Source organism: Kitasatospora sp. NPDC058478 (genome assembly GCF_042720345.1).
In the GTDB taxonomy this organism is placed as follows: domain Bacteria; phylum Actinomycetota; class Actinomycetes; order Streptomycetales; family Streptomycetaceae; genus Kitasatospora.
Genome location: NZ_JBHXML010000048.1, coordinates 58274 through 74867 on the forward strand (window position 1 = coordinate 58274; position 16594 = coordinate 74867).

General features: G+C 74.7%; 13 protein-coding genes. 9 read left to right on the plus strand and 4 right to left on the minus strand.

The features are described from left to right. Positions 1 to 152 precede the first annotated feature (152 nt). On the minus strand, positions 153 to 1898 hold the full coding sequence (locus ACFWPT_RS25570) for a sigma factor-like helix-turn-helix DNA-binding protein (RefSeq protein ID WP_380484499.1): 1746 nt from the start codon (positions 1896 to 1898) through the stop codon (positions 153 to 155). 132 nt (positions 1899 to 2030) lie between these two features. Here ACFWPT_RS25570 and ACFWPT_RS25575 point away from each other — a divergent pair, with 132 nt between their 5' ends. Further along, on the plus strand, positions 2031 to 3530 hold the full coding sequence (locus ACFWPT_RS25575; protein ID WP_380484501.1) for a DUF6350 family protein: 1500 nt from the start codon (positions 2031 to 2033) through the stop codon (positions 3528 to 3530). A gap of 31 nt (positions 3531 to 3561) precedes the next feature. Here ACFWPT_RS25575 and ACFWPT_RS25580 read toward each other — a convergent pair whose 3' ends face one another. Beyond that, positions 3562 to 4209, minus strand: a complete 648-nt coding sequence (locus tag ACFWPT_RS25580; protein WP_380484503.1) for a hypothetical protein — start codon at positions 4207 to 4209, stop codon at positions 3562 to 3564. A 368-nt stretch (positions 4210 to 4577) separates the two neighbouring features. Between ACFWPT_RS25580 and purN the strand changes: the two genes are divergently transcribed. Further along, on the plus strand, positions 4578 to 5237 hold the full coding sequence (gene purN, locus ACFWPT_RS25585) for a phosphoribosylglycinamide formyltransferase (protein ID WP_371518479.1): 660 nt from the start codon (positions 4578 to 4580) through the stop codon (positions 5235 to 5237). Then, complete coding sequence (gene purH / locus ACFWPT_RS25590; protein ID WP_063349027.1) at positions 5234 to 6811, plus strand: bifunctional phosphoribosylaminoimidazolecarboxamide formyltransferase/IMP cyclohydrolase; 1578 nt, start codon at positions 5234 to 5236, stop codon at positions 6809 to 6811. The genes purN and purH overlap by 4 nt, the downstream gene beginning before the upstream one ends. Before the next feature lie 131 nt (positions 6812 to 6942). Here purH and ACFWPT_RS25595 read toward each other — a convergent pair whose 3' ends face one another. After that, entirely contained in the window at positions 6943 to 7569 is a 627-nt protein-coding gene (locus tag ACFWPT_RS25595) for a hypothetical protein (RefSeq protein WP_063349028.1), read from the minus strand. 569 nt (positions 7570 to 8138) lie between these two features. Between ACFWPT_RS25595 and ACFWPT_RS25600 the strand changes: the two genes are divergently transcribed. From ACFWPT_RS25600 to ACFWPT_RS25625, 6 genes are all read left to right on the plus strand, one after another. Next, positions 8139 to 8993 carry a bifunctional methylenetetrahydrofolate dehydrogenase/methenyltetrahydrofolate cyclohydrolase gene (locus tag ACFWPT_RS25600; protein ID WP_063349029.1) on the plus strand — a complete coding sequence of 285 codons (855 nt, stop codon included), beginning with the start codon at positions 8139 to 8141 and terminating at the stop codon, positions 8991 to 8993. Between the two features lie 35 nt (positions 8994 to 9028). Continuing rightward, positions 9029 to 9454, plus strand: a complete 426-nt coding sequence (locus ACFWPT_RS25605; RefSeq protein ID WP_063349030.1) for a DUF3017 domain-containing protein — start codon at positions 9029 to 9031, stop codon at positions 9452 to 9454. A gap of 204 nt (positions 9455 to 9658) precedes the next feature. Next, the gene (locus ACFWPT_RS25610) at positions 9659 to 10651 is read left to right on the plus strand and encodes a malate dehydrogenase (RefSeq protein WP_063349031.1); all 993 of its coding nucleotides are present in this window, start codon (positions 9659 to 9661) and stop codon (positions 10649 to 10651) included. A gap of 125 nt (positions 10652 to 10776) precedes the next feature. After that, the gene (locus ACFWPT_RS25615) at positions 10777 to 12102 is read left to right on the plus strand and encodes a hemolysin family protein (protein WP_063349032.1); all 1326 of its coding nucleotides are present in this window, start codon (positions 10777 to 10779) and stop codon (positions 12100 to 12102) included. 30 nt (positions 12103 to 12132) lie between these two features. Continuing rightward, positions 12133 to 13173: a tryptophan--tRNA ligase gene (trpS, locus tag ACFWPT_RS25620; RefSeq protein WP_063351340.1), complete on the plus strand. Its 1041-nt coding sequence runs from the start codon at positions 12133 to 12135 to the stop codon at positions 13171 to 13173. 62 nt (positions 13174 to 13235) lie between these two features. Further along, on the plus strand, positions 13236 to 13724 hold the full coding sequence (locus ACFWPT_RS25625; protein WP_347878545.1) for a 2'-5' RNA ligase family protein: 489 nt from the start codon (positions 13236 to 13238) through the stop codon (positions 13722 to 13724). Positions 13725 to 13744: 20 nt separating this feature from the next. Here the strand turns inward: ACFWPT_RS25625 and ACFWPT_RS25630 are convergent, their stop codons facing one another. Further along, positions 13745 to 16255: a CDP-glycerol glycerophosphotransferase family protein gene (locus ACFWPT_RS25630; protein ID WP_380484506.1), complete on the minus strand. Its 2511-nt coding sequence runs from the start codon at positions 16253 to 16255 to the stop codon at positions 13745 to 13747. Positions 16256 to 16594 lie beyond the last annotated feature (339 nt).

The window sequence follows — 16594 nt, forward strand, 5'->3', positions numbered from 1 at the left end:
TCCGAGTCGTCCTCGTACTGGACGTACTTGGATGATTCGGACGTGCGTCCAGGCGGGATGCCCGGCGTCGCGCGCCCGGCAAGATCCACCGGACAGGCCCTAGCGCCCCTGCCCTTTCACGGGCAGGGGCGCTCGCGCGTTCGCGGACGCCGTCAGTACGGTGTCGGCCCGGTCGTGCACGGCAGCGGTGACCACAGCGGGCAGACCTCCGGGCCCTGCGGCGGCGGCGGGGCGCCCGCCCCCCGGGCGACCGCCGGCAGCTCCCACCGCGCGGCGGCCTGCGGCGCCGACTCCACCACGACCGCCTCCACCCCCGGCGTCGGGCTGCACCACAGGCTGCGGACGACGTTCGGCGGCCCGCCCGGCAGCGCCGGCACACCCGGCACAACAGGCGCGCCCGGCACGCCCGCGTTCGCCGTCGACAGGCACATCGCCGGCTCCGGCGGCTCCGGGGACCGGAACAGCGTCACCGGCCGGATCCCCACCAGCGTCGCCAGCGCCGCCCCGCCCACCGCCGCCGTCAGTAGCGCCGCCGCCCCCGTCCGGCTCGCCGTCCACAGCCGGTGCCGGGCCAGCAGCACCGGCACCGGCGGCCGGTGCGGCTGCGGGCAGCCCCGGACCGCCGCCCGGTGCAGCAGCCCGCTCAGGCCGTCCGCGAACCCCGGTGCCGCCGGATCCGGCCCCAGCAGCTCCGGCACCCACCGGGCCAGCGCCACCCGGGCCGCCCACACCCGCCCCTCGGCCGCCGCCAGCGTCGACTCCACCTCCACCGCGACCGCCGTCGCCGGCAGGCCCAGCCCGTCGTGCAGCACCAGCGCCCGGCGCTGCGGCCGGGACAGCCGCCGCAGTGCCTTCAGCAGCGCCCGGTCCCGGTCGGTCAGCCGGTCGTGATCGGGCAGCACCGCCTGCGACTCGTCCGCCGGCCGCACCCGGATCCGCCGGTGCGGCAGCTTCCAGGCGTGCATCCGCCGGGGCCCGCCCCGGTGCCACGGGGACAGCGCCAGCTCGCACGCCCGTACCCGCACCCACCCTTCCGGATCCCCCGTCGCGGCCACCTCCGCCCAGCCCCGGCGCGCCGCCCCGAACGCCAGCCGGACGCAGTGCGCCGCCCGGTGCCGGCAGGCGGTCAGCAGGAACACCTGCTGCACCAGCCGGGTGTGCGCCTGCTCGTACAACTCCTCGAAGCTCCCGGCCGGCCCGGCCCGCTCGTCGTCGGCCGGCGTGGCCGCGCGGGCGGGCCGCCCGGTGCCGGTGGCCGGGTCGTCGGGTCGGGCCTGCGCCGCGGGCGGGGTGTCGCGGGTGCCCGGCGGTGTCGTGGTGGCGGCGGGTGTGCTGATGCGCTCTCCCGGGGCGTTCGGGGCCGCCGGGGCGCTAGCGGCGTCGGTGGCGTCGGTGGCGTCGGTGGCGGGGGTGGCGGGGGTGGCGGGGGTGGGGGCGTGGGCGGGGGCGTGGGCGGGGTGCTCTCCTCCGGTGCCGAGGACGGGCGGGCGCGGCGGCGCGGGGTCGGGGGTACGGGGGGCGGCGGCAGGGTCCGCCTGGGCGTCGCCCGGCGCGTCGGGGCCGGGTGGTGTGGGGCCGGGTGGTGCGGGGTCGGGGCTCTTCGGGCGGGCGGTGGTGAGGGCGACGGCCTCGGCCTCGGTGGCCGCGCCGAGTTTGCGCATGGCCCGCTGGACGTAGCTGCGGGCGGTGGCCGGGGTGACGCCGAGGGCGGCGGCCGCCTGCGGGAGGTCGCGACCGGCGGCGAGGTGGGCGAGCACCTGGGCCTCGCGGGGCGTCAGTTTCCGTAGGGGGCGCGCCGCGTCCTGGTCGGGGCGGGTGGCCCGGGGTTTGCGGGGGCGGTTCTCGGGGGTGGGGGAGTCGGCGCCGGCGGGGTGTTCGGCGGTGGGTGGCGTGGTCATCAGACGCTCCGGGCCGGTGCGCCGGCGGCTTGGGGATCGGGTCTGAAAATGCGCATAAGCCAATAATCTGGGACACGGCGGCGGTTTGCCGCTTCACGGGGCATGGCGAGTCGCCTTGGCACCATGAGGCGCATGACGCAGCTGATGGGCCGTCCGATCCTGGAACTGCCGGGCGAATTGGGCGGACGCCCGTTGCCGGCCGACCTGTTGGCGGGGGTGCGGACGGCGCTGGTCGGCCTGGCGGTGGTCGGGGTGCCGGTGCTCGGGCTCTGGGTGGCGACGCCGTACGCGGACAACGGGGCGACCGGCGCCACCCGGTTGGCGGGGGCGCTGTGGTTGCTCGGGCACGGCGCGCCGGTGCTGCGGGGGGACGCGGGCGCCCCGCTGACCGTCACCCCGCTGCTGCTGGGCGTGCTGGCGGTGGCTCAGCTGTACCGGGCCGCCGCCGCGGTGGCGTCGCGGCGCGGGCCCCGGCCGCGCTGGGGCGGCCCGGCGGCGGTCTGGGCGGGCTACTGCGCGGTCGCGGTGGCGGTGGTGCTGCACTGCACGGGCGCCGGGCTGTTCCGGGCCAGGGTGCTGCCGGACGTCCTGGTGGTGGGGTTGCTGGCCGGGCTGGCGACGGCGGCGGGCGCGCGTTCGGCCCGGGCCGCCGGCCCCGACGCCCCGCCCCGCCGCCCGGCGTGGCCGCTGCTGGACCGGCTGCCCGCGCTGTTCCGACCGGCCGGCGGCGCGGCGGCGGTGCGCGGCTCGGTGCTGGCGGCCGGGGCGGGCCTGGTGGCGGCGGGCGGGGTGCTGGTGGCGGTGGCGGCGGCGCTGGACGCGGCGGTCGGGGGCGGTCGCGGGATGGCGGTGCTCGGGCGCGGGCCGGCGGCGCTGGTCGGGCTGCTGCTGCTCGGGGTGGTGCTGCTGCCGAACGCGGTGCTCTGGGGGACGGCGTACGCCCTGGGCCCGGGGTTCGCGGTGGGTTCCGGGACGGTGGTGGCGCCGGGCGGCACCGTGCTGGGCCCCGTCCCGGAGTTCCCGATGTTCGCCCTGCTGCCGGCGGAGGGCCCGGGTGGCTGGCGGCTGGCGGCACTGCTGCTGCCGGTGCTGGCGGGGGTGGTGCCGGCGGTGCTGCTGGGCCGGGCGGCGGCCGGCCCGCGCGCAGCGGCCGAGGCCGAGGCCGGGTCCGGGACCGGCGACGGCGACGGGGGCGGCGACGGACCGTGGCCGCTCGCGGTGACGGTGGTGGCGGTGCTGGCGGCGGCGCTGCTGACCGGCGTCGCGGTGGCGGCGGCGAGCTGGCTGGCGGGTGGCGCGCTGGCGGGCGGTCGGATGGCCCGGCTGGGGCCGGCGCCCTGGTGGACGGGACCGGCGGCGGCGGGCTGGTTCGCGCTGGTGGCCGTGCCGGGCGCGCTGCTGGTACGCCATCGGGCGCTGTGCCCCGCGACCGTCCCGGAGACCGACGAAGGGGTCGACGAAGGAGTCGACGGAGAGGTCGACGGGCAGGCCGCCGAGGAACTCGACGAGGAGGCCCTGCCCGCCGCCCGCGCCCGGTCGGCCGAGCGGCTGCGCCGGGGGGTGCTGCTGCTGCGGGCCCGCGGGTACGCCGCGGTGCTGCGCCTGGGTGGGCGGGCCCCCGGAAGTGACTAGGGCGTGTCCGGCAAGACCGGCCGGACAGGGTCTAGCCGGCGTTCCCGGTGAAGTCGACGTACCACTTGGGCGCGAACCGGTCGCAGTTGTCGGCGCCGACGGAGGTCAGCGAGTCCCGGACGCAGGTGACGTAGTCGTTGTAGTACATCCCGAGGCCGATCACCGAGGTCGCGACCACGACGGTCATCGCGCCGGTGAGGATTCCGGCGAGCGCGGCCGGGGTGAGCGGGTTCGGGGCGCCGGGCTGGCGGGCGCCGGGCTGGCGGGCTGCGCCGGTGACGGCGGCTGCCGGGGCGGGCTTGGGGGTCCGCAGCGCGCTGATGCCCCACACGATGCCGAGCGCGCCGACGAACAGGGCGGCCCAGTGGAAGCCGGCGAACAGGCAGACCAGCGCGAGCGGCCCGGCCAGTGCGGCGTTGCGGGCCCGGCGCTGGGCGGGGTCGGCGGGGTCGAGCTTGGGCGGCTGCGGGGCCGGTGGGGTGGGGCGGCCGTCCTCGGGCCGGCCGGGGCCCCAGGGGTGCGGCGGCGGGAGCTGCGGGTGTTCGCCGGTGCCCTGGCCGCCGGTGCCGTCCGGGCCCTCGCCGGGCCAGGGGTTGCGCGGCTGCCACGGCTGGTCCGGGGCATCCGCCGGCGGCGGCGCGAAGGGGTTGCGCTCGCCGGTGTCGTCACCGCTGCTCATGGTTCAGCCATTCCTTCTCGGTCGGGGCGGCGGTCTCCCGCCTTCCCTATGATCCCGCAGCCGTTCGCCGGTCCTCAGGCGGCCTGCCCGCTGCGCGGGTGCCGGGAGGGCCGGTGCCCGGGGCAACTCCGCTGTGCGGGCCGGAGGAGATCCCCGTCTCAACTACGCGCGTAGCGCCGCCGGGAGGGTGCGGAGGCCGTCCGACCAGCCGTTATCGTGGTGACGGTCAGCAGCTCGCAGAGGTTCCCGGGTGCCCGCGTCGCGGTGGGTTCTCCTGGTGTTCCCCCTCGCTCGACCTGCCGTTCGTAGTGGCCCCACCACCGGTGGACGTACCAGCGGGCGGCGCCCGACCTACGGAGAATCGCGCAGTGGCCGCCGCCCCCGCCCAGCTCTTCCCGCCCCGTACGCCCGGACCGGCCCGCCTGGTGGTGCTGGTCTCCGGTTCCGGCACCAATCTGCAGGCGCTGCTCGACGCCGCAGCCGATCCGGCGTACGGCGCCGAGATCCTCGCCGTGGGTGCGGACCGCGACGGCATCGCGGGCCTGGAGCGGGCCGAGAAGGCGGGCCTGCCGGTCTTCGTCCACCGGGTGAAGGACTTCGCCGACCGGGCCGACTGGGACCGCGCGCTGACCGCCGCCGTTGCCGCCCACGAGCCGGACCTGGTGGTCACGGCCGGGTTCATGAAGATCCTCGGCCCCGAGTTCATCGCGGCCTTCGCCGGGCGGATCGTCAACACCCATCCCGCACTGCTGCCCTCCTTCCCCGGCGCCCACGGCGTCACCGACGCGCTCGCGTACGGGGTGAGGGTCACCGGCTGCACCGTCCACCTGGTCGACGCCGGGGTGGACACCGGGCCGATCATCGCGCAGGGCGTCGTCGAGGTCGTCGACGCCGACCACGCCGATGGCGGCGAAGCGCTGCACGAGCGCATCAAGACTGTCGAGCGCAAGCTGCTCGTCGACGTCGTGGGCCGGCTGGCCCGCGAGGGCCACCGCATCGAGGACCGAAAGGTATGGATCCCGGCATGAGTGCCAGCTCCACCACCCCCCCTGTCTCCGAGAACATCCGTCCGATCCGTCGTGCGCTGATCAGCGTGTACGACAAGACCGGTCTGGAGGAGCTGGCCCAGGGCCTGCACGCCGCCGGGGTCGCCATCGTCTCCACCGGCTCCACCGCCGGCCGGATCGCCGCCGCCGGCGTCCCGGTGACCGAGGTCTCCGAGCTGACCGGCTTCCCGGAGTGCCTGGACGGGCGCGTGAAGACGCTGCACCCCCGCGTGCACGCCGGCGTGCTCGCCGACCTGCGGCTGGAGTCGCACCGCGCGCAGCTGGCCGAGCTGGGCGTCGAGCCCTTCGACCTGGTCGTGGTGAACCTCTACCCGTTCAAGGCCACCGTCGCCTCGGGCGCCACCCCGGACGAGTGCGTCGAGCAGATCGACATCGGCGGCCCGAGCATGGTCCGCGCCGCCGCCAAGAACCACCCGTCGGTGGCCGTGGTGGTCGACCCGGCCCGTTACGTCGACGTGCTGCGGGCCGCCCAGGAGGGCGGCTTCGACCTGGCCACCCGCAAGCGCCTGGCCGGTGCGGCGTTCGCGCACACCGCCGCGTACGACGTCGCGGTCGCCTCCTGGTTCGAGGCCGGCTACGCGCCGAGCGACGAGCGGTTCCCGGAGTTCCTGGGCGCCACCTGGGAGCGGCAGAACGTGCTGCGCTACGGCGAGAACCCGCACCAGGGCGCCGCGCTGTACAGCGACGGCAGCGGCGGCCTGGCCGGCGCGGAGCAGCTGCACGGCAAGGAGATGTCGTACAACAACTACGTCGACACCGACGCCGCCCGCCGCGCCGCGTACGACCACGCCGAGCCGGCCGTCGCGATCATCAAGCACGCCAACCCGTGCGGCATCGCGACCGGCGCGGACGTCGCCGAGGCGCACCGCAAGGCGCACGAGTGCGACCCGGTCTCGGCGTACGGCGGCGTGATCGCGGTCAACCGCCCGGTCACCGTCGAGCTGGCCGAGCAGATCGCCCCGATCTTCACCGAGGTCGTGGTGGCCCCCGGTTACGAGGACGGCGCCGTCGAGGTGCTGGCCCGGAAGAAGAACCTGCGGGTGCTGCTGGCCCCCGAGGCGCCGGCCAACCGCCAGGAGCTGCGCCCGGTCTCCGGCGGCGTGCTGCTCCAGGACGCCGACCGGGTGCAGGCCGAGGGCGACGACCCGGCGAACTGGCGGCTGGCCACCGGTGAGGCGCTGTCCGAGGCCGAGCTGGCCGAGCTGGCCTTCGCCTGGCGGGCCTGTCGGGCCGTCAAGTCCAACGCGATCCTGCTGGCCAAGGACGGCGCCTCGGTGGGCGTCGGCATGGGCCAGGTCAACCGGGTCGACTCCTGCAAGCTCGCGGTCGAGCGGGCCGGGGAGCGGGCCAAGGGCGCGTACGCGGCCTCGGACGCGTTCTTCCCGTTCGCGGACGGCCCTGCCATCCTGATCGCGGCCGGCGTCAAGGCGATCGTCCAGCCGGGCGGTTCGATCCGGGACGAGGAGGTCGTCGCGGCGGCCGCCGAGGCCGGGGTGACGATGTACTTCACCGGTGCGCGGCACTTCTTCCACTGATCGCGTTCCACCGCTCGCCCGGCGCACCGCCCGGGTGACGGCATGACAGAGCGGCCCGGCTCCTCCGGAAGGGGAGCCGGGCCGCTCGTCGTCCGATCGGCTCGGACCGGGCCGGTCAGTGGTGCGGCCGGTCAGTAGCGCGGCCGGGCGAACCAGGCGACGCCGTCCTTGACGCTCATCCCGACGATCATCGTGATCGAGACCGCGAGCCACATCAGCGTGAAGACGATGCCGACCGGGTTGGCGTTGTTGGCGAACGAGCCGGCCAGCCCCAGCAGACCGAGCAGTGCGCCGAACGAGCCGTACACCAGGGTGGTGATGCGGACCGCGGGCCCGCCCTTGCCGAACTTCACGCCCAGCGTGATGGAGAAGGCCGCGAACAGCGCGCACACGATGCCGACGACCACCAGCACGCCGGCCGCCGCGTTGCCGAAGCCGTTGAACGGGTCGCTCCCGTCGATCTGCTGGGCCCGGTTGGTGACCTCCTTGGCCGCCGCGGCGGCTATCAGGTAGATGCCGCCACCGATGATCTGCACGGCGCCGATGATGAACAGCAGCACCCGGGTGGTGACCACCAGGCCCGGCATGTTCTGCGGGACGGCCGGCGGGTAGCCGTAGCCCGGTCCGCCGTAGCCCGGCGCGGGCGGCGGGTAGCCGTACCCGGCCGGCGGGGCCTGCTGGGGGTAGCCGTAGCCGGGAGCCTGCGGCGGCTGGCCGTACGGGTTGTTCGGGTTGTTCGGGTCGGGCGGGTAACTCATCGATGCCTCCGGGCAGTTGCGGGGACGTGGGGACGGGACGGAGGGCCCGGTTCCGGTTGGCGAGTCGGGTCGCCGGTGGAACGGGACGCTAACGGAGGGGAGTGACAGCCCGGAGCGGATCCGGGCGCGGCCGGCTCAGGCGCGCGGTGAGAGCGCTGAGAGCGGTGAGAGCAGTGCGAGCGGAGTCGTCGACGGGCCCGCTGCGGGCAGGACGGCGCCGCAGTGGTCGGGCGGCTCGGTCTGAAGTGGTCGGCTCACGTGCTCTTTCCCCCGGGTACGCCCCCGCCGGGTGTCCGTCGGCCCGTCACCGGGCCGGGTCGCGGCAGGGAATGCCCGCATATCGTCAACCGGACGGCGGGGCCGTGTCCAGCCGGTTCCGCGCGCCGGACCGAGACTGTGGCGCAACCGCAACGTGGTCCGGGCCTTCCGTACCCGTCCGACCGGAGGGCGGGAGGACGAGGGGGCCGGCGGGAGGTCGGCGGGGGCCGACGGGGGCCGGCGGGAGGACGACGGGAGTTCGAAGACGGGCCCTGGTACGGCGGCTTGCCGCGATCCGGGAGAATGGGGTCATGACTGCCCAGATTCTCGATGGCAAGGCCACCGCCGCCGCGATCAAGTCCGAACTCGCCGCCCGCGTGGCGGTCCTCAAGGCGAAGGGCGTCACGCCCGGCCTCGGCACCGTCCTGGTCGGCGACGACCCGGGCAGCCGCTGGTACGTCAACGGCAAGCACAAGGACTGCGCCGAGGTCGGCATCGCCTCGATCCAGCGCGAGCTGCCCGCGACCGCCACCCAGGAGGACGTCGAGAACGTCGTCCGCGAGCTCAACGCCGACCCCTCCTGCACCGGCTACATCGTCCAGCTGCCGCTGCCCAAGGGCCTGGACCAGAACCCGGTCCTGGAGCTGATGGACCCGGACAAGGACGCCGACGGCCTGCACCCGACCTCGCTCGGCCGGCTCGCCCTGGGCATCGAGGGGCCGCTGCCGTGCACCCCGCTGGGCATCGTCGAGCTGCTGCGCCGGCACGACGTCGAGATCAACGGCGCCGAGGTGGTCGTGGTCGGCCGCGGCGTCACCGTCGGCCGCTCGATCGGCCTGCTGCTGACCCGCCGCAGCGAGAACGCCACCGTGACCCTGTGCCACACCGGCACCCGGGACCTCGGCTACCACCTGCGCAAGGCCGACATCATCGTGGCCGCCGCGGGCGTGCCGCACCTGGTCAAGCCGGAGGACGTCAAGCCGGGCGCGGCGGTGCTGGACGTGGGCGTCAGCCGCAGCGAGGGCAAGATCGTCGGCGACGTGCACCCGGGCGTGGCCGAGGTGGCCGCCTGGATCTCCCCGAACCCCGGCGGCGTGGGCCCGATGACCCGCGCGATGCTGCTCAACAACATCGTCGTGGCGGCCGAGCGCCGCGCCGGCGTCTGACCCCGCGACCGACACCACCACGAGGGACGGCGAGCATGACGGAACCGCGACCGGCGCGGACCCCGCGCAGGCCTGTCAAGACCACCGGCACCCTGCCGCCCGAGGGCGCGGCCGCAGCCCTCGGACGCGACCACACCCTGCCGGTCCGGCAGTGGCCGATAACGCTGGTCCTGCTGGTGGTCGGGGCCGGCCTCGCGGTCACCTGGTTCGCCGACTTCAAGGACGGCTTCAAGTACGGGCTGCTGATCCTCGGCTGCGGGGTGCTGCTCGGGGCCGTCCTGCGGCTGGTGCTGCCCGAGGTCGGGATGCTGGCGGTGCGCAGCCGCTTCACCGACGTGATCGTGCTGACCTTCCTGGGAGCGTCGATCGTGCTGCTGACCCTGGTGGCGCAGCCGAACCCGTGGCTGGAGATCCCGTTGCTCGACAACATCGGCAAGTTGATCGGCCGGCCCAAGCACTGACGCCGGGGTGACCGCGACGGCCCCCGCCCTGCGAGCCAGGGCGGGGGCCGCCGTCCGTTGTGACGCATCAGCCAGGCCCGCACCCGCGGCGTACGCTTCCCTTTGCGATAACCTGACGCCGGTCTCTCGATGTCGAGAGACCATCCTCGGCTCCAGCGCGCCGGTGTGCCTGGGGCACCTGGCGATCTGCTGGAGAAGGTAGAAATGACCCGCACCCCCGTCAACGTCACCATCACCGGAGCGGCCGGCCAGATCGGCTACGCGCTGCTCTTCCGCATCGCCTCGGGCCACCTGCTCGGTGCCGACGTCCCGGTGAACCTGCGCCTCCTGGAGATCCCGCAGGGCCTCAAGGCCGCCGAGGGCACCGCCATGGAGCTCGTCGACTGCGCGTTCCCGCTGCTGCGTGACATCACGATCACCGCCAACCCGAACGAGGCCTTCGACGGCGCCAACGTCGCGCTGCTGGTCGGCGCCCGTCCGCGCACCGCCGGCATGGAGCGCGGCGACCTGCTGCAGGCCAACGGCGGCATCTTCGGCCCGCAGGGCAAGGCCATCAACGACCACGCCGCGGACGACATCAAGGTCCTGGTCGTCGGCAACCCGGCCAACACCAACGCCCTGATCGCCCAGCGCAACGCCCCGGACGTCCCGGCCGAGCGCTTCACCGCGATGACCCGCCTGGACCACAACCGCGCGGTCGGCCAGCTCTCCGTCAAGACCGGTGCGCCCGTCTCCGACATCAAGCGCGTCACCATCTGGGGCAACCACTCCGCCACCCAGTACCCGGACATCTTCCAGGCCGAGATCGCCGGCAAGCCGGCCTTCGAGGCCATCGGCAGCGACCAGGCCTGGCTGGACGAGACCTTCATCCCGACCGTCGCCAAGCGCGGCGCGGCCATCATCGAGGCCCGTGGCGCCTCCTCGGCCGCCTCGGCCGCCAACGCCGCCATCGACCACGTGTACACCTGGGTCAACGGCACCGCCGAGGGCGACTGGACCTCCATGGGCGTCGTCTCGGACGGCTCCTACGGCGTCCCGCAGGGCCTGATCTCCTCCTTCCCGGTCACCACCAAGGCCGGCAAGTTCGAGATCGTCCAGGGCCTGGAGATCTCCGACTTCTCGCGCGCCCGCATCGACGCCTCGGTCAAGGAGCTGACCGAGGAGCGCGACGCGGTCCAGGAGCTGGGCCTCATCTGAGCCCCGCAGCACAGCTTTTCCCGACGGCCCGCCGTCTCCTTCCCGGAGGCGGCGGGCCGCCGTGTGACCGGCCGCCGCCCCTTCTTCCACTCCCCGGGCGCCGGCCGGTCCTACACTGACCCGCTGTGAACGAAACCCTCGGGGACGCTCTGCTCGTCCTCGTCTTCATCCTGCTGGGCGGGCTGTTCAACGTCGCCGAGATCTCGCTGATCTCGCTGCGCGAGGGCCAGATCCGGACGCTGGAGGCGCTCGGCACCCGGCGGTCCGCCCGGGCCGCGCACCTGGCCGCCGACCCCAACCGCTTCCTGGCCGCCGTCCAGGTCGGCGTGACCTGCATGGGCTTCCTGTCCGCCGCCTTCGGTGCGGACACCCTGGCCGGCAAGGTCGCCCCGCTGTTCGTCCGGGCCGGGCTCACCGAGGGCGTCGCCGACGCGATCGCCCTGGTCGGCCTCACCCTGGTGATCAGCTACGTCTCGCTGGTGCTCGGCGAACTCACCCCCAAGCGGATCGGCCTGCAGCGGGCCGAGTCGATCGCGGTGATCGCGGCCCCGGTGGTGGACGTGATGTCGGTGGCGCTGCGCCCGGTGATCTGGCTGCTCGGCCACTCCACCAACCTGATGGTCCGCCTGCTGGGCGGCGACCCGGCCGCCGGCCGTGGCTCGATGAGCTCCGAGGAGCTGCGCGGCCTGGTTGCCGCCAACACCGAACTCGGAAGCGACGAACGGGCGTTGATCGCGGACGTGTTCTCCGCCGGGGAGCGGCAGCTGCGCGAGGTGATGGTCCCGCGCACCGAGGTGACCTTCCTGGACGCCGAGCGCCCGCTGGCCGCCGTCCGGCACCAGGCGGACACCTCGCCGCACTCGCGCTACCCGGTGGTCGAGGGCAGCGCCGACGCCGTGGTCGGCTTCGTGCACGTCCGCGACCTGTACGGCGCGCGCGGCGAGCAGGCCGCCAAGGTCCGCGACCTGGCCCGCCCGGTGAAGCTGCTGCCCGGCACCAAGCGGGTGCTGGAGGCGATGGGCGAGATGCGCCGCGAGGGCCACCACCTGGCCATCGTGGTGGACGAGTACGGCGGCACCGCCGGGATCGTCACCCTGGAGGACCTGGTCGAGGAGGTGATCGGCGAGATCCGGGACGAGTACGACCGGCCGGAGACCGCCGCGACCCGCCGGCTGGTCGGCGGCGGCATGGAGCTGGACGGCCTGCTCAACCTCGGCGACTTCACCGAGGAGACCGGCGCCACCCTGCCCGAGGGCCCGTACGAGACGGTGGCGGGCTGCCTGGTCGCCTCGCTCGGCCGGCTGCCCCGGGAGGGCGACCAGGTGCGCGTCCCGGTCGAGGGCGGTGGCGGGGTGCTGCTGACGGTGGCCAAGTTGGAGGGTCGGCGGATCGCCCGGGTGAGGGTGAGTGCGGTCACACTGGCGGAACCTCCTGGGGCGGACGTTTCCTGAGCGCCCGGTGGAACTGGAACAATGGCCCGCATGGTCAACGCAGCGGTCACTGGTCCGGTCAAGGACCGTCCCCGGGTTCTCTCCGGCATCCAGCCCACCTCCGGCTCGTTCCACCTCGGCAACTACCTGGGCGCGGTGCGCCAGTGGGTGGACCTGCAGAAGGAGAACGACGCCTTCTACATGGTCGTCGACCTGCACGCGATCACCGTCTCGCAGGACCCGAAGGAGCTGCGCGAGAACACCCGGGTCTCCGCCGCCCAGCTGCTCGGCGCCGGCCTGGACCCGGAGCACTGCACCCTGTTCGTCCAGTCGCACGTGCCCGAGCACGCGCAGCTCGCCTGGGTGATGAACTGCCTCACCGGCTTCGGCGAGGCCTCCCGGATGACCCAGTTCAAGGACAAGTCCGTCCGGCACGGCGCGGACAGCACCACGGTCGGCCTGTTCACCTACCCGGTGCTGATGGTCGCGGACGTCCTGCTCTACCAGGCGGACGCCGTCCCGGTCGGCGAGGACCAGCGCCAGCACCTGGAGCTCACCCGCGACCTCGCCGACCGCTTCAACACCCGCTACAGCCCGACCTTCACGGTGCCGAAGCCGTACATCCTCAAGGAGACGGCGAAGATCCAGGACCTCCAGGACCCGGGCGCCAAGATGAGCAAGTCCGCCTCCTCGGACAAGGGCCTGGTCAACCTGCTGGACGAGGCGAAGGTCAGCGCCAAGAAGTTCAAGAGCGCCGTCACCGACACCGGCACCGTCGTCTCCTACGACGAGGACGGGAAGCCCGGCGTCTCCAACCTGCTGCGCATCCACTCCGCGCTCAGCGGCCAGTCGATCGACCAGCTGGTCGCGCACTTCGAGGGCAAGATGTACGGCGCCCTGAAGACCGAGTTGGCCGAGCTGTTCACCGAGTGGGTCACCCCCTTCCAGGAGCGCACCCGCACGTTCCTGGACGACCCGGCCGAGCTGGACAGGGTGCTGGCGATCGGCGCCGAGAAGGCCCGCGAGGTGGCCGCGCAGACGCTGGAGACGGTGTACGACCGGGTCGGCTTCCTCCCGGCCGCCAAGCGGTGACTCCCCTCACACGCCTGCCCGATGGTGACGGTCTCCCCGAGGCCGTCACCATCGGCGTGTCCGTGAGCGTTCCGGATCCGTACGGTGCGCAGATCCAGGACGCCCGGGCCGGGCACGGCGATCCGCTGGCCCGGTCGATACCGACACACGTCACCCTGCTGCCGCCGACCGAGGTGCCCGCCGAGGCGCTGCCGAAGATCGAGGAGCACCTGGCGGCGGTGGCGGCCGCGCACCGGCCGTTCCGGATGCTGCTGCGCGGCGCCGGCACCTTCCGCCCGGTCTCCCCGGTGGTGTTCGTCCGGGTCGAGGAGGGCGCGCAGGAGTGCCGGCTGCTGGAGGCGGACGTCCGCTCCGGCCCGCTGGCCCGCGAGCTGGCGTTCCCGTACCACCCGCACGTGACGGTCGCGCACGGCCTGCCGGACGACGCGCTGGACCAGGCGTACGCGCAGGCGCGCGGCTTCCGGGCGGCCTTCCCGGTGCCGGGCTTCGGCCTCTCCCGCTTCGACGCGGACGAGGTCTGGCGGCCCTGGCGGAGCTACCTGTTCTCCTGAACTACCGCCCTGATCTTCAACTACCGTACTGACCTTCCGAGTTCGAGCATCCGGTCGACCACCCGGCGGGACGCGCCGCCGTCGTCCAGGACGCAGTGCTCGGCCCGGAAGCGCCGGTGGCGCTCCGCGTACCCGGGCGGCAGGGCCGCGCCGGTGTCGGCGAGTTCGCGCAGCGCGCCGAGCAGTCCGGCCGAGGTGGGGACGAGCGGGCCGGGGGCCTGCGGCTCGAAGTCGAAGTAGAAGCCGCGCAGGGTGTCGCGGTAGTGCTCCAGGTCGTAGGTGAAGAAGAGCACCGGGCGGCCGGTGACGGCGAAGTCGAACATGATCGACGAGTAGTCGGTCACCAGGACGTCCGCGACCAGCAGCAGTTCCTGCGGGTCGGGATAGTCCCCGCAGTCGTACAGGAAGCCGTCCCCGGCGCCCGGCAGCGGCTCGCGGACGTGCGCGTGCGGGCGGATCAGCAGCACGTGGTCCCGGCCGAGCAGGCGCCGGGCGTGGTCGAGGTCCAGCCGCAGGCCGAGCCGGAAGCCGTCGCCGTCACCGCGCTGCTGGTCCTCGCGCCAGGTCGGCGCGTACAGCACGATCCGCTTGCCGTCCGGGATGCCGAGCCGGCGGCGGACGGCCGCGGCGGCGGCCTCGTCGGGGCGGGCGAGCGCGTCGTTGCGCGGGTAGCCGGCCTCCAGGATCTCGCCGTCGTAGCGGAACGCGCGGCGCAGGATCGGGGTGGCGAACGGGCTGGGGGAGAGCAGCAGGCTCCACTGCGGGGTCTCCCGGTCGAGCGCCTCCAGGTAGCCGTGGTCGGCCAGCCAGGGGTTGTCGACGTCGTGGGCGATCCGCTTCAGCAGCGAGCCGTGCCAGGTCTGGAGCACCACCTGGCCGGGGCGGCGCTCCAGGAAGTCCGGGAAGTGCGTGTTGCCGACCAGGTACCGGCAGGTGGCCAGCGCGCGGTACCACTCCGGGCTCCAGATCCGGACGGCCCGGACCCCGGGCGGCAGTTCGGCCTGGGCGTCGTCGACCACCCAGAGGTGCTCCAACGGCGCTCCGCGGCGGGCCAGTTCGGCGTGCACCGCGCGCGGCGAGTCGGCGTAGCCGCGGCCGCCGAACACGTCGTACAGCACGGCCTCGCGCAGCGGTTCGCGGCGGGCGGCGGGGTAGTGGACGGCGCGCTGGCGGCTCTGCGTCCAGGCGCTGCGCTCGGTGGGGGTGAGCACCGGGGTGGAGTCCACCAGCAGGGTGTCGTGCCAGCGGCGCTGGAGCAGGATCCGCTTGCCGCCGGCCGTGGTGGCGGCGGGCAGCGCGGGCAGGGCGGCGGGTGCGGCGAGCAGCGGGCGGCTCGGGCCGGGCCGCCCGGCGGGCGTCAGCGCGGCCTCCCAGATGCCCTTGCGCAGGGGCAGCGCGGTGCCGTCGGCGCCGGTGCGGGTGGCGGGCAGCAGGACCTTGAAGCGGCCGTCCTGGTCGGCCTCGACGGGGGAGCGGACCTCGCTCGCGGTGCCGGTGTGCCGCAGGACGAGCTCCAGCCGGTCCGCGGCGCGGTCCGGGCAGCGGCCGGTGAGCTCGAAGCCGCCGGCCCGGACGGCGATCCGCTCGACCAGGCCGGCCGCGGGTTGGACGCACAGTTGGAGCCGGCCGTCGGCGAGGTGCTTGAGGTAGAGGGCGCGGTCCGGGGTGTCGGGCAGCCGGTGCTGGCCGGCGACCGGGCCGCCGCGCTCGTCCGGGCAGAGCTGCTCGGTGCTGCCGTCGGGGTGCAGGAACTCGGTGTCCCAGTGCTCCAGTTCGCCGCTGCCGCGGCCGTCGGCGGTGAACGGCCGGTACGGCAGGTGGACGGCGAAGGTGTTGCCGGTGCGGGCGACCGGCCGTTCGATCACGGCGTCGCTCTGCCGGTGGCGCAGCCGCAGCACGGTGCCGGCCGGGCAGGAGTCCGCGCTGCCGCGCAGGTCGAGGCCGTCGGCGGCGGGGGTGGCGTGGGTGAGCCGGATGCCGGGGCGTTCGAGCAGCAGCCGCAGTCGCCCGTCGGCGAAGTGCGGCTGGAGGCGGACGTCGTGGTCCACCCACTGGGCCGGCGGGTACTCGCCGGAGCCGCACCAGTGCGGGGCGAGGGCGCCGTACCGGCGGCGCAGCCGGGTGGGGCGCGGGCGGGTGAACAGGGTGGTCTCGATCTGCCAGTCGCCGAGCAGCCAGTCGGTGCCGTGGCGCAGCCGGCCGGGTTCGATCAGGGCGGTGAAGCCGGACCAGTCGTGGTTGAACTCGGGCTGGGCGCTGTCGTCGGTGACTTCGGGCAGCCGGCGGGGCCGGGAGCGCAGGTGGACGGGCGGCCGGGTCCCGTCGGCGTGGCGCAGGGTCAGCCAGGTCCAGGCGGAGCCGGGGCGGCCGGTGTCGAGGTCGTCCGGGCGGGCGAAGCCGGTGAGCTCCAGGCCGCGGCCGGTCCAGCGGGCGCGCAGCAGGCCGAAGGTGACGTCCTCGTCGGCGGCGGGCTGGTCGGTGCTCACGCGGGGGTCGGCGTGCGGAAGGACGAACCGTGTGAGCGCAGGCATGGCGGGGGTCCTTCGGGACGGGGGCCGGGCCATGGGCGGTGGACCGGGGCCGCCGGACCGATGCCGAGAGGAAACCGGGGCCGAATTCATATCCCATACCGGGACGCCGTCCGGGTCAACAGTGCGGACCGGGGAATTTCCCGTGAAATTCGCTGACAAACACTAGTTCGAGTGCAATGTACAGGCAAAGACCAGGGATATTGTCAGGGAATTCCCAGGAAAGCGCAGAGGCGCCCCCCCCCGGGGGGGGGGGGGGGCCCGGGGGGGGGGGCGGGGGGGGGGGGGGGCCCCCCCCGTTAAAAGGTGGGGAACGGCCCAAAAACCCGCGGGGGCAGGGCG